Annotated in this window: 10 protein-coding genes and 1 pseudogene; 7 read left to right on the forward strand and 4 right to left on the reverse strand. The window is 35.1% G+C overall.

Translation table 11 applies throughout. From position 1 onward, the window contains the following. Positions 1 to 99: 99 nt before the first annotated feature. Positions 100 to 1,122, reverse strand: a pseudogene (locus U9966_RS01395) (ISL3 family transposase); the annotation flags it as partial. Between the two features lie 12 nt (positions 1,123 to 1,134). Further along, a complete protein-coding gene (locus U9966_RS01400; RefSeq protein ID WP_306346810.1) occupies positions 1,135 to 1,317 on the reverse strand; it encodes a hypothetical protein in 183 nt (60 codons plus the stop codon). 90 nt (positions 1,318 to 1,407) lie between these two features. On the opposite strand from U9966_RS01400, the gene U9966_RS01405 reads away from it, so the two are divergent. Then, positions 1,408 to 2,514, forward strand: coding sequence for an ISAs1 family transposase (locus U9966_RS01405; protein ID WP_322631706.1), 1,107 nt, complete (start codon positions 1,408 to 1,410; stop codon positions 2,512 to 2,514). A gap of 343 nt (positions 2,515 to 2,857) precedes the next feature. On the opposite strand, the gene U9966_RS01410 is transcribed toward U9966_RS01405, so the two are convergent. Continuing rightward, on the reverse strand, positions 2,858 to 3,589 hold the full coding sequence (locus U9966_RS01410) for a glutathione peroxidase (RefSeq protein WP_306347512.1): 732 nt from the start codon (positions 3,587 to 3,589) through the stop codon (positions 2,858 to 2,860). Between the two features lie 114 nt (positions 3,590 to 3,703). On the opposite strand from U9966_RS01410, the gene oxyR reads away from it, so the two are divergent. The 6 genes from oxyR to putP all read left to right on the forward strand — a co-directional run bounded on the left by oxyR (position 3,704) and on the right by putP (position 13,297). Further along, positions 3,704 to 4,591 carry a DNA-binding transcriptional regulator OxyR gene (oxyR, locus tag U9966_RS01415; protein ID WP_306347513.1) on the forward strand — a complete coding sequence of 296 codons (888 nt, stop codon included), beginning with the start codon at positions 3,704 to 3,706 and terminating at the stop codon, positions 4,589 to 4,591. A 46-nt stretch (positions 4,592 to 4,637) separates the two neighbouring features. Continuing rightward, entirely contained in the window at positions 4,638 to 6,377 is a 1,740-nt protein-coding gene (locus U9966_RS01420) for a chloride channel protein (RefSeq protein ID WP_306347514.1), read from the forward strand. Between the two features lie 103 nt (positions 6,378 to 6,480). Continuing rightward, entirely contained in the window at positions 6,481 to 7,230 is a 750-nt protein-coding gene (deoR, locus tag U9966_RS01425) for a DNA-binding transcriptional repressor DeoR (protein WP_306347515.1), read from the forward strand. A 134-nt stretch (positions 7,231 to 7,364) separates the two neighbouring features. Beyond that, complete coding sequence (tpiA, locus tag U9966_RS01430) at positions 7,365 to 8,135, forward strand: triose-phosphate isomerase (protein ID WP_090919705.1); 771 nt, start codon at positions 7,365 to 7,367, stop codon at positions 8,133 to 8,135. 197 nt (positions 8,136 to 8,332) lie between these two features. Then, positions 8,333 to 11,788 carry a bifunctional proline dehydrogenase/L-glutamate gamma-semialdehyde dehydrogenase PutA gene (gene putA, locus U9966_RS01435; protein WP_306347516.1) on the forward strand — a complete coding sequence of 1,152 codons (3,456 nt, stop codon included), beginning with the start codon at positions 8,333 to 8,335 and terminating at the stop codon, positions 11,786 to 11,788. An 18-nt stretch (positions 11,789 to 11,806) separates the two neighbouring features. Next, the gene (putP, locus tag U9966_RS01440) at positions 11,807 to 13,297 is read left to right on the forward strand and encodes a sodium/proline symporter PutP (protein WP_306347517.1); all 1,491 of its coding nucleotides are present in this window, start codon (positions 11,807 to 11,809) and stop codon (positions 13,295 to 13,297) included. A gap of 87 nt (positions 13,298 to 13,384) precedes the next feature. Here the strand turns inward: putP and znuA are convergent, their stop codons facing one another. After that, positions 13,385 to 14,359, reverse strand: a complete 975-nt coding sequence (gene znuA / locus U9966_RS01445; RefSeq protein WP_306347518.1) for a zinc ABC transporter substrate-binding protein ZnuA — start codon at positions 14,357 to 14,359, stop codon at positions 13,385 to 13,387. Positions 14,360 to 14,446: the final 87 nt, after the last annotated feature.

Genomic DNA, 14,446 nt, shown 5'->3' on the forward strand with positions numbered 1-14,446 from the left:
GTAAGGGCAATCCTTACCTATTGATTTCATAAAATCAATAACTAAATGTTATTAAAAATCAGCGAGCATAAAAGTAGTAAATTTTGGCTCTCCCAAAAATCAAGTGGGTAAATAAGGGTTCTGAGCTGTAAAATCTAGTTTTCCAGTCAATAAAAAAGCCATTGTTTTAAAATGTTTTACTTTGTAACCTCTGGCTTTTCTTTTGGCTGCTTGTAGTACCGAGTTGAGCCCTTCTAAAATACCATTGTTAATCTTACTATCAACCCAGTGCAACACACCATTCCAATGTTTCTTAATCGTCTTTGCTACTTTTATCATTGGTGATAATTGACTGTGTGTTGCCCAGAAATACCAACGTTTTAGAGCCTGTTCAAATGAAAATAAATCAGGTGATGAATATAGCTGTTGAAACGTTTCTCGCATGCTCACAGCCCGCATCGTCTTAAGATTTAGTTTTGACAGCGATGATTTGGCTTCTCTTTGTTTTGCCGTTAAATTTGCATCATTCTTGAGTACTGTATAACGGTTGCCTTTTAGTAATGGATTAGTTTTTGCCTCAGTTCTTCTCACACTATCAACTGCCTCATTAATGAGCTTTAAAATATGAAACTTATCAAAGGTTATTTTTGCTTCTGGCAATGACTCTGACACCCCTTTAATAAAGGCTGGCGACATATCACAACTGACTTCTTTCACTTGCTCTGCTGTACCATTTTGTTTTGTAAGATGAGCAACAAAATCACAGATTGTATCGCTTCCTTTTCCTTCACTGATGTGAATAGTACGACGTTGGTATAAGTCGACAAACAGACTAATGTAGCTATGACCTTTAGCAATTGAAGTTTCATCAATACCTATCTGTTCAATTGTTGATAAATCTTGTTCAGAAAGTGCCTGCTCAACGTACTTGTCTAGCATAGCCCAAATTTTATATTCTGATACGCCTACCAGCTGACTAACCTTGCTGACCGGCATAGAGATAGCTAGCTGTAACAACAATGCTTCAAATAATAAGGTAAAGCCAGATAGTTTTCCAGACCAATCAGGTGTAATGAGCTTTACACTACCATTATCGCACTTAATACGAGGAATACGTGCGTGTAAATAGCATTCGTGTTGAAAGAAGTTTAAGTGTCACCAAGTCTTGTTAACAGTATCATGTACTGGACAGAGGCGACCATCTTTGTCTGCAAAATGACTGCCACGAGCAAAGTCTAAGTGGATATCAAGACGTCCTTTTTGATCGTCAAAGTTTATCTTGGCAATAAACCAAGGTGCGTTAATAGATAACGCTTGTTCAAATAAATATTTCATCATGATGATTATTATAACTTCAGGGCAAGATCGCACTTTTCTTAAAAATATGATCTAATAGCACCTATTATTCAATAACAAATAGGTGTAAAAATGAATATATTATCAGCTTTTAAAGATTTAGAAGACCCTCGCAAAGATATAAACAAAAAATATGACTTCTTAGATGTTATTTTTCTTGTCGTAAGTGCGGTAATATCAGGTGCAGAAGGATGGAGTGAAATTCATCAGTTTGGTAAATTGAATATAAAATGGTTACGAAAATACCGAGATTTTGAAAATGGTATTCCTGTTGATGATACGATTGCTCGTATTGTAAGACGGATAAATCCTGAGAAATTAAATTATATTTTTATTAATTTTATCAATGAGATACGAAAATCACAAGGTAAAGAGTGTATTGCAATAGATGGTAAAACATTAAAAAATAGTTCACATTTAGAGCCTCATAATGCGCTACATAGTATTACGGCTTGGAGCTGTTCAAGAGGATTAATTTTAGCTCAAAATAAGTCCAAAAGTAAGAAAAATGAGAATGAAAGCATTCTAGAAATGATAGATATTTTAGAGCTAAATCAAGCCGTCATTACGGTAGATGCGATGAATACGCAAAAGAAAATAGCGAAGAAAATCATAGAAAAGAAGAGTGATTATGTGATGCCATTGAAAAATAATCATAAGAAATTTAGAAACGAAATAGAAAGTTATTTTCATAAAGTAGTGCGAGAAAAATCAATAAAAATAGATAAGTTTCAAGAAGTTAACTGTGAAAGAAGTCGAATAGATCAACGGTATTATTCAAAATTACCAATAAGTGATTGGCTTTTGGAATCTCAAGGTTGGACAGGAATTAAAAGCCTTATTCAAGTTCATAGGATAAGAGAAGACAATGGCAAGAAAAGTGAAGAAAAAGTATTTTATATCAGTAGCTTAGATGTTCCTTGCGAAGACTTTGCGAAATATATTAGGGGTCATTGGGAAGTTGAAAATAAAGCGCATTGGGTACTTGATGTTGTTTTTAAAGAAGATGATAGTACGATTTATTTGGGGGATGGCGTTGAAAATATGGCAATAATTAGGCGTTTAGGGCTTAATTTAGCACGACTACATCCAGCTAAAAATAGTATGAAAAGCAAGCTGAAATCAGCTGGCTGGTCTGATGAAATGAGGTCTGAGCTTATTTTTGGTGTGTGTGATTAATTTATAGACAAAGTACGCGGTTGCCCTGATTATAACTTACCCACTTGATTTTTGGGAGAGCCTAAATTTTTAACTGGATCTACCCGCTATACTTATGCCTAATAATGTTTTGTGAGGATTTTTATTAGATTTTAAATACTATCTTGCCCTGCAATAAAGTCACTCATCTAAATTATGGATAGTTATTCTTGATAGAATAGCTTGATGAATTTATCTTTTAGTACCAAGAATATAGGTATAAAGGACAAAAAAGAGAAATTTTCCTCAAAACTGTAGAATATAAAAAACCCTTACTCAAGCGAATAAGGGTTTTTAGCGGTTACTTTATTTAACCTTTTTGCAATTATGAAAAATATTTTGCTAAATCGTCAAATCCGCCAATGTGTTTTCCGCCAATAAATACTTGTGGTGCTGTTGCACGACCAGTAATTGCACGAACAGAAGTCATTGTTGCATCACGACCTAAAACGATTTCTTCATAAGCAATGCCTTTTTCTTCTAATAGCATTTTCGCTTTTGTACAGAATGGGCAACCTGGTTTTGTAATAATTGATGCAGATTGTTTTGGTTGCCAATCAGGTTTTAAGTATTTGATCATTGTATCAGCATCAGATACTTTGAATGGGTCGCCTGGTTCTTGTGGTTCGATGAACATTTTTTCAATTACGCCATCTTTCACAAGCATAGAATAACGCCAAGAACGATCGCCGAAGCCTAAATCATCTTTGCTTACTAACATTCCCATACCTTTGGTAAATTCGCCACTACCGTCTGGGATCACTTTGATGTTTTTCGCATCTTGATCAGCTTTCCACGCATTCATTACAAAAGTATCATTTACTGATAAACAGTAGATATCATCAACACCTAATGCTTCAAATTCGCTCGCTAATTCGTTATAACGAGGTAAGTGAGTTGAAGAACAAGTTGGTGTGAATGCACCTGGTAATGAGAATACGATGACAGTTTTACCTGCAAAAATATCGTTAGTTGTTACATCAACCCAGTTGTCTTCTTGACGTGTGTGGAAGGTAACCTGTGGTACTTTTTGACCTGAAATATCTTGTAAAGACATAATTTTTTTCTCCTATTTAATTGAGGTGTTTTTCTAAAAAACTGTTGACTATTTTACACTGATTTATGTCATAATGTCGCCTATTATATCAATAGGTTTTTATAGGGGATTTCTATGAATATTCGTGATCTTGAATATTTAATTGCTCTTTCAGAGTTTAAGCATTTCCGTAAAGCGGCGGATTCTTGTAATGTTAGCCAACCCACTCTCAGTGGTCAAATCAGAAAATTAGAAAATGAATTAGGTACAATATTACTTGAAAGAACAAGCCGTAAAGTGTTATTTACTCAAGCAGGATTAATCCTTGTTGATCAAGCTAAAGCGATATTAAGAGAAGTGAAAGTATTTAAAGATATGGCAAGCAATCAAGGCAAAGAGATGTCTGGTCCTTTGCATATTGGAATTATTCCAACTCTAGCCCCTTATTTATCACCGATAATTTTACCTCATTTAGCAAAATTATTTCCCCAATTAGAACTCTATATTTATGAACTTCAAACAGCTGAACTTGTACAACAATTAGAGACTGGACAACTAGACTGTGGCTTATTAGCCTTTTGTCGAGAAACTGAATCTTTTATTGAAGTGCCTATTTTTAAAGAAACAATCCAACTCGCCGTTTCAACTCAGCACAAATGGGGGAATTTAACTGAAATTGCTTTATCTGATCTTGCTGAAAAAGAAATGTTATTACTTGATGATGGACATTGTTTAAGGGATAAAGCATTAAGTTATTGTTTATCTGTTGGAGGAAAAGAAGATAAACATTTTAAAGCAAGAAGTTTAGAAACATTAAAAAATATGGTGGCAACCAATATGGGAATTACATTAGTTCCAGAGTTAGCTATGCAACAAAAATCAGATAAACAAATACATTATATTCCCTTTAAAGAACCTGAACCTTTTAGAGATATTGGTTTAATTTACCGACCGGGTTCACCCTTAAGAGTAAGATATGAACGATTAGCAACAGAAATTAGAAAAATGATGGTGAAGCGTTAATATAAACCAAAACAAGCGGTAAGATTATTTTTATTTTTTACAAATTATGTTTGAAGATTTTAAATTAAATAAACAAGATATTATTCATAGTATAGGGGTTATTATTTATGCCGTTGTATTAGGGATAATGGTCGCCTTTATTGCAGCGGCTTATGAAAAAAGTTTCCATCTTCTCGCAACCTATTGGCGAGAGACTAACCATTTATTAACTTTTGTTCCCCAATGGTTACTTTTCGCTCTTGGTCCTTTAATTGCGTGTCCTATACTGTACTATCTTCTACAAAAAATACCTGAACACCGCCAACATAGTCCAACAGATTTAATCTCTGGTATTCACACTAAAAATGGTAAAATAAATGCAAAATCTTCACTACTTTCCGCATTTGCATCCATATTTTCTATTGGTTTTGGATTTTCTGTCGGCTATTATTCACCAACAGTCCAACTTGGAAGTGGGGCGGGTATATTATTTCATCGCTTAAAATGGATTCGTCCTGTTCATCGTTATATTAGTATTGGTTGTGGGGCAGCGGCTGCAATTGCAGCAATTTTTCACTCACCACTCGGTGCAGTCATTTTTGTTCACGAAGTTTTACTACGTTTTTTTTCCATTCGTGCTTTTGCTCCTATTACCATTTCTGCGGTAACCAGCTACGTTATCAGTAGTAAGTTATTTGATAAAGCCATCTTCTTTAACTTACCTGCTCACTATTCTTTCGATGTCACGACTTATTTTATTGCTGCATTCGGCGGAATAGTTGCCGCCTTTATTGGTATTATGCAAATTCGCCATATTATGTGGGTACAACGTTTTAACGCAAAAATAAAACTCGCAATGTTTCATCAACTACTTATTGCCGCTATTTTAACGTCATTCATTATTGTTACTGTACCAGAGGCTGCTGGAAGTAGCTTAGATGCAATGAATAATTTAATGACGGGGCATAGTTATACCCTGATGGCACTATTCTTTATTTTTATGGCAAAAGGTGCTGCAACCGTTCTCACTTTCGGCTTTGGCATCCCTGGAGGAATATTTGGACCGACCATTTTTACTGGTGCGGCACTGGGAGGACTTATTGCTGGTGTTATCCAATTATTATTTCCTCTACTCTCTTTTTCACCAGAAATTATTATCATTACTACTATGGCTGCAATGATCTCTGCAGTTATTGGTGCACCTATTTCAATGATTTTAATTACTATTGAAATTACAGGAGATTTCCAAATTGTCAGTGTCGTAATGCTCGCTGTAGTAATGGCAAATATTACGGCTTACCGTTTTATGGGCACCTCCTCTTTCTTTGACTTACAACTGAAAGCTCGAGGACTAGATTTAGAACACGGACGAGATCGACTATATACAGAAACCCACAGTATCAATAGTTTAATATCACAAGATTATCTGGTACTGAATGGCTCAATAAGTCTGGATAGTGCAGAACGTCAAATGCTCGATAATCATAAAAATATTGCTTTTGTGGTGGATGAACATAATTATCTCCTTGGTCGAATACGATTAGTTGACATTGAACTCTATAAAAATACGAAAAAAGAAGAAGATATCATTATTGAAGATATCGCTCAAAAATCCATTGAATTTGTTTATCGTGCCTCTTCTATTTGGCGAGCAATGGAAGTGATGCCTAAAATAAATGTTAATTTTATCCCCGTATTAGATGGTGAAAATAATCCAAAGTTAATCGGCGTTATTTATAACAACGACTTGATTTCTCATTACCTCAGTTTTTTAAATCAGCTACGTAATGAAGAAAATGTGGTTTAACTGTTAAAACGACAATAGTCTTATTGTATGTATAAGAATACAGCTATTTCAATTTTATAAAATTTATAAGATAATAGCCTAAGTTAAAAATATTGAGGACACTATGAGCAAAGTACATTCTCGCATTCAACAACTCAATTTCTTACTAAAAAAAATGGATAAAATTCATCTGCGTGATGCGGCAGAAATTTTAAACGTTTCAGAAATGACGATCCGACGAGATCTCAGTAACAATACAAACTCCGTTACTTTACTCGGTGGATATATTGTTAAATCGCCTCAAACCAATAGCCAAAATAATTATATTATTCTAGAGCAAGAAACTAAGCATATTGCAGAAAAAATGTATGTAGGAAAACTTGCCGCATCGCAACTTGTTGAAAATGATGTGGTTTTTTTTGATGGTGGATCAACTATTCCCTTTATTGCATCACAAATTCCCCGCTCATTAAAATTTACAGCCGTTTGTTGTTCTATTAATACCTTTTTGGTTTTACAAGAATATCCATATTGTGAACTGATTCTTTGTGGTGGAAGTTATTCTCGTCAAAATAGCTACTTAAATTCAATTAGTTTATCAAATGAATTAGATAATATTTGTACGACCAAAGCCTTTATTTCAGCAGCTGGCGTGAGCGATAGCAAAGGAGTGACTTGCTTCTATTTTAATGAAGTACAAACAAAACTAAAGGCAATGGCAAAAACAGAGCAAAGCATTCTTGTTTTTGATCATTCTAAAATTAATAAAGCACAACAGGCTTATATTTGTCCTATTGATCGCTTTGACCAAATTATCACAGATCAACCATTGCCTTATGAATTTAATAGCAGTGATCTAAATATTATTACCTAAAAAATGGGGAATTAATCCAATAAATATTCCTTATTTTCTGAACTAGATCATTAAATTTGTAGAAAAAAATAAAAAAATACTAAAATTTTGATATAGTTAGACAGTTTTTTATTAATTATTATTAGGAGAAAAAAATGGCACGTCGTCCACTTGTAATGGGTAACTGGAAATTAAACGGTAGCAAAGCATTCACAAAACAATTAGTTGAAGGCTTAAAAGCAGAATTAAAAGAAGTGAAAGGCTGTGATGTCGCAATTGCACCACCAGTAATGTATTTAGCTGAAGCTGAAGCGGCACTAACTGGTCAATCTGTGATTGCATTAGGTTCACAAAATGTGGATTTAAAACAATCTGGTGCATTCACGGGCGATATTTCAACTGAAATGTTAAAAGATTTTGGTGCAAAATACATTATCATCGGTCATTCTGAGCGTCGTCAATACCACAAAGAAAGTGATGAATTTGTAGCACAAAAATTCGGTGCGTTAAAAGAAGCGGGTTTAGTGCCTGTGTTATGTATCGGTGAAACGGAACAAGAAAATGAAGAAGGTAAAACCCAAGAAGTTTGCCAACGTCAAATTGATGCCGTATTAAACACATTAGGTGTTGAAGCATTTAACGGTGCGATCATTGCGTATGAACCAATTTGGGCAATCGGAACAGGTAAATCTGCCACTCCTGAGCAAGCTCAAGCAATTCACAAATCAATCCGTGATCACATCGCTGCAAAATCTCAAGCAGTCGCAGATCAAGTAATTATCCAGTACGGTGGTTCAGTAAATGATTCAAATGCAGCAGACCTATTTACACAACCAGATATTGATGGTGCGTTAGTAGGTGGAGCTTCACTTAAAGCAGATGCTTTTGCAGTAATTGTTAAAGCAGCAGAAAAAGCAAAAAGTTAATTTATTTCTAAATAAATAGCCCTACTACAAGCGGTACGATTATTACAAAAATTTGCAAATTTTTTTGATAATCGTACCGCTTGATTTTTCTAAAGTTGCAGATAATTTCACAAAATTTATAATTTGTAGTTTACTATTAACACTTTAATTGCTATTTTTTTACAATGTTTTTACAAAATAAATAGGAATGGTGTGTTATGTCTTTTTCTCTTTCTAAAAAATATAGTCAATTACGTCGTGATATCACTTCATATTATCGCATTGATGAAAAAAAAGCGGTTGATCAGTTATATGAAACCTTAACTTTTACTCCCGAGCAAGAAAATGCCATTCAAAAAAATGCCGTAAATTTAATTAATAAAGTGCGTAATATTAAGAAGAATAGCTATGGCATTGATGCTTTAATGCAAGAGTTTTCATTGGGTGATGAAGAGGGAATAGCATTAATGTGTTTAGCGGAAGCATTATTACGTATTCCAGATGAAGAAACACAAGATGAATTAATTCACGATAAATTAAAAGAGGGCAATTGGCAAAGTCATATTGGGCGATCTTCTTCTATCTTTATTAACGCAGCTAGCTACGGTTTGTTACTGGGTAAAAAATTAAGCGGTAGTTTTGATGAAGAAACCCTTTCTAATGCGTTAACTCGTAGTTTTGCACGTTTATCTGCACCCGCTATGCGACTCGCAATGCTACAAGCAATGCGTATTTTAGGTGTTCAGTTTGTCACAGGAACAGATATTAAAAATGCCCTTCATCGAGTAAAAAAACGTGTTGAGAAAGGATTTTGTTTCTCTTTTGATATGCTAGGTGAAGCAGCAATGACAGCTTCTGATGCCGAGCGGTATTTTCAAGATTATATTAATGCCATCGAAGCCGTTGGTAGAGATTCTGCAGATAAAGATATTTTTCAATCAAATGGCGTTTCAGTAAAACTTTCCGCCATTCATCCACGTTATTTTCGTTCGCAATATGATCGTGTTATGGACGAACTTTACCCAAAACTAAAACAACTAATGTTGTTAGGTAAAAAATACAATATTGGTATTAATATTGACGCTGAGGAAGCCAGCCGTTTAGAGCTTTCTTTAGATTTAGTTGAAAAATTATTAGATGAACCTGAATTAAAAGGCTATAAAGGAATTGGTTTTGTTATTCAGGCCTATTCAAAACGCTGTCCTAAAGTGATTGATTATTTAATTGAATTAGCCCGTGAAAAACAGGGTTATTTAATGATCCGTTTGGTAAAAGGGGCGTATTGGGACAGTGAAATTAAATGGGCTCAAATGGAAGGATTGGAAGGCTTCCCTGTTTATACTCGAAAAAATCATACCGATATTTCTTACATTGCTTGTGCTAAAAAATTATTAACGGCTCAAGATGTGATTTATCCACAATTTGCGACCCATAACGTACAAAGTTTATGTACGATTTATGAATTAGGTAAAGATAAAAATTATGAATTTCAATGCTTACATGGAATGGGCGAGAATTTATATGATAATGTAGTTGGAAAAGAGAATTTTGATCGTTTAGTTCGTGTTTATGCTCCTGTTGGCACGCACGAAACCCTGCTCGCCTATTTAGTGCGTCGTTTATTAGAAAATGGGGCTAATTCCTCTTTTGTACATCAACTGATCGATGAAACCATTCCCGCAGAACAGTTAGTGACACCACCTTGGAAACTTTATGAAAAATCTCAAGGTGAGCGAAACAAGGCGGTAAAATTACCATTGGAGTTATTTAGTGATCGTAAAAATTCACAAGGTTTTGATTTAACCAATGAGTTTACCCTTGAACAATTAGAGAAAGGTTTTGAAAAAACACAAATTAAAGCGGTCACATCTTTAGTAAATTTTGCAAATAAGACTATTCACCACCAAAGTCATTCTGTTTTTAATCCTGCGGATCTGTCTAGTAAAGTAGGCGAGGTTTCATTTTTAAAAGCAGACGCAGTAGAACAAGTTTTTGGAAGTGCAACGATGACCGAGTGGAATAATTTTGATGCTACCTCAAAAGCAGATGTTTTACGTAAAACCGCCAATCTTTACGAAGAGAATGCAGCATTACTAATGAAAATTGCTATTCTGGAAGCAGGTAAAACTTTACCAAATGCTATTGCAGAATTGCGAGAGGCTGTGGATTTCTTACGTTATTATGCGGTTCAGTTAGAAAAATTGGCTCAATTGGATAAACTTGCTGAACCAAGAGGCAAAATTTTATGTATCTCACCTTGGAACTTCCCATTAGCGATTTTTACAGGGCAAATTGCCGCAAGTTTGGCAGCAGGGAATGTGGTGATAGCAAAACCTGCTGAGCAAACTTCATTAATTGCCGCTGCTGCAGTTGAATTATTTTACCAAGCAGGCTTACCTCGTAGTGCATTGCAATTAGTATTAGGCACGGGTGATATTGGTGCAGCATTGGTAAAACAACCTTTTGATGGAGTGGTATTTACTGGTTCAACGGAAGTAGCAAAACTGATCAATGAACAATTAGCACAAACAGATAATGATCCTGTTTTTATTGCAGAAACAGGTGGACAAAATGTGTTAGTGGTTGATTCTTCTGCTCTGGCAGAACAAGTGATTGCAGATGTCTTAAACTCTGCTTTTGATTCAGCAGGACAACGTTGCTCTGCATTACGTATTTTATTATTACAAGAAGATGTTGCCGATAAAATTTACTCAATGCTATGTGAGGCAATGAAAGAGTTAAAAGTAGGAAACCCAACACAACTTGCCACTGATGTTGGTCCTGTTATTGACAAGGAAGCACTACAAAATTTAGACAATCACAAAATGAAAATGCGTCAAATAGCACAGCGTTATGTAGAACTTAAATCCCCTAAAGAAGGGCATTTTGTCGCACCTGCTGTTTATATATTAGATAACTTGGCACAGCTAGAGCGAGAAGTCTTTGGACCTATTTTACATATCGTTACTTATAAAAAAGAGAACCTCGCTAATGTGTTAGCTGAAGTCAATGCAAAAGGGTATGCACTGACGGGAGGTTGTCATAGCCGAATTTATAAGCAGATGGATTTTGTTGAAAAACATCTAAATTGCGGTAATTTTTATATTAATAGAAATATTGTTGGTGCAGTTGTGGGGGTTCAGCCTTTTGGTGGACATAGCCAGTCAGGAACAGGACCAAAAGCAGGTGGCGAATTCTATTTACAACGCTTAACCAAAACAACACAATATTATAGTCAGTTTGGCGATGAAATGGCTTTAGCTAATGCTAAACCACTGTTGGAGAGCATTACAGGTGAAGATAATTCATTAGCCTATTTACCTTGTGAAGTGGCTATTTTTGATGGTTCATTAGAACAAGCAAAACAAGCCGCAGAAAAATTATTAGCCGCAGGTTTTAGTGTATTAGTTGAGCCACAACATCCATTGGCTAAATTAAACCTTGATAATGTTCGAGTAGCAAAAACCTTAGGGCATTGTCAAAAAGGGGTTTATTTAGAAAATATAACGAAAGAGCAACGCCTTTGGGTAGCCCAAAATAGCCCCGCTATTTTTAAATGTTATGATTGGAGAGAAACTCAAGATTTAATGCCTCTTTATGATGAGTTTTCTCGTAGTGAAAATACCACCGCAGCAGGCGGAAATGCGTCTTTAATGGCAGCACAAGAACAATAAAAAAAAGGAAAACTTATTATGCAAATTTATATTACTTTTGGACTTTATCTCGTTATTATTTTAGGTATAGGTATCTATGCCTATCGTTCCACTGATAATTTTGATGATTATATTTTGGGTGGGCGTAAAATGGGTAGTTTTGTGACCGCAATGTCAGCAGGGGCTTCGGATATGTCTGGTTGGCTATTGATGGGGTTACCGGGTGCGATCTTTGTTTCAGGTCTCTCAGAAGCGTGGATAGCCGTCGGTTTAACCATTGGTGCATACTTAAATTATCGCGTGGTTGCAGGTCGATTACGTATTTTTACGGCAAGTTATCAGAATGCATTAACTTTACCTGAATTTTTTGCACAACGTTTTCCTCAACAAGAGAAAGCGTTAAAAATAATTTCTTCTTCAATTATTTTATTTTTCTTTACTATATACTGTGCATCAGGTGTTGTTGCAGGCGCCAAATTATTCCAAAGCTTTTTAGGATTAGACTATAGCACCGCACTTTGGTTGGGAGCATTAGCAACGATCACTTATACCTTTATTGGCGGTTATTTGGCTGTTTCGTGGAGTGATACCATTCAAGCAACATTGATGTTTTTTGCATTATTACTTGCTCCAGTAATGGTTTTAATTAATTTGAGTTGGGAAGAAATTAATACTGCACTAACAGTAAAATCCGCAGTAACGCATATTCCTTATTCTAATTGGTTACATAATGTCTCTGGTATTGGTGTTATTTCTGCATTGGCTTGGGGATTAGGCTATTTTGGGCAACCTCATATTCTCGCCCGTTTTATGGCAGCAGATTCACTGAAATCATTAAAGAGAGCTCGCCATATTGGTATTAGCTGGATGTTTTTATGTCTAGGTGGTGCAGTTGCGGTGGGCTACTTTGGCTTAGCCTATTTCTCTGCAAATAATATTGAATTAGAAAATTCAGAAACTGTTTTTATTGAATTATCCAAATTAATGTTTAACCCTTGGATCGTTGGTATCGTTCTTTCTGCCATTTTGGCTGCGGTGATGAGTACCCTATCTGCACAATTACTAATGTGTTCAGCGGCGATTACAGAAGATTTTTATAAAGGATTTATCCGTAAAGCAGCATCAAGCAAGGAATTAGTTTGGGTTGGACGACTAATGGTATTGGCAATTGCAGTTGTAGCCATTGCCATTGCACAAGATCCATCATCGAAAGTAATGGGGCTTGTTTCTTATGCTTGGGCAGGGTTTGGTGCAGCGTTTGGACCAGTAATCATCTTATCTCTATTTAACCGTAATATTAGTTCAACAGCCGCTCTTTGGGGAATGTTATCGGGAGCGATAATGGTTGTGGTCTGGAAGCCACTAATACAATATTTAGGTTGGATCGATCTTGCTAATCTTTATGAAATTATACCTGGTTTCTTAATGTGCTCTTTTATCACACTAACCTCGTCAATATTTAGCACAGTTAATCCACAAGTTGCAGAACAATTTGATAAAGCATTAGTTAAGTTTAATAAGAGCAATTAAATAATAAATGATAAGATTTAAGCGGTGACATTATACTGAAAATTTGCAAAAAGTTCTTTCAATGTAACCGCTTAATTAGTCAATAAATTACTTACTTAAACATTGTTCAAAGGCTGTCGCAAGTGATCTTAAATATTCTAGATATGCTGTCTTACCTTGTTTAATATTTCCACCTAATGGATCTAATCTTCCAACACCTACTTGCACTCCTTTACTTAAACGTTCAACCACTTTAGGGGTGAATTGTGGTTCAGTAAATAAGCAGGCTGCTTGATGAGTTTTGATATTTGCTTTAATTTTCTCTAATGTTTTTGCTCCAGGAGCAACAGTTGGATTCATTGTAAATGCTCCTAAGGATTTCAACCCATAAGCATCTTCAAAATAACCATAAGCAGCATGGAAAGTGTAATAACCTTTATCTTTTACAGGTAAAAGTTGTTTAGCTATTTCTATATTCACCTTAGCCAATCCAAGTTTAAATTCTGTAAGATTTGCTTCGATTTTTGTTTTCTTAGCAGGTAATTTTTCACTTAATCGTTTTGCGATTTGCTCAGCAATAATGCTACTCATTTCTGGAGAAATCCAAATATGCCAATCGTGATTATGACTGTGATGATGGTGTGTATGATGTTTATGTTCATCATTATCATCGTGATGTTCGTGTTCACTATGACGATCATGTTCATCATTATGATGCTTTTCATCAAGTTTAATTCTAACTCTTTTATCAGTATGTTCTACTATTTCTTTAATTTCAGGTATGCTTTCTAGGGTTAATACAGATGATTGAGGTAATTTCTCGATACTTTTTTCCAAAAAAGTTTCCATTTCATCACCAATCCATACAATCAAATCTGCAGATTTCAATTTCTGCACATCTGAAGGTTTTAAACTGTAATCGTGAGGGGAAGCACTAGTAGGTAACAAAACATCCGTCTCAGTTACACCATCGGTAATGGCATTTGCAATAAAACCTAAAGGTTTAATAGTTGTAAGTACATTTGCGTGCGTCACCGTAGCCATCCCTAAAATAGCTAGGCTTAAAGTAGTTTTTTTTAACATTTTTATCTCCTTTGTTATAAAAGTTGTGCGATATTAACAAAACAAAAATAAAAAGCAATAATTTTTTTGTGGTTATTATTTTTTTGT

Origin of the sequence: Pasteurella atlantica (assembly GCF_963693435.1) — a bacterium.
Taxonomy (GTDB): domain Bacteria; phylum Pseudomonadota; class Gammaproteobacteria; order Enterobacterales; family Pasteurellaceae; genus Phocoenobacter; species Phocoenobacter atlanticus.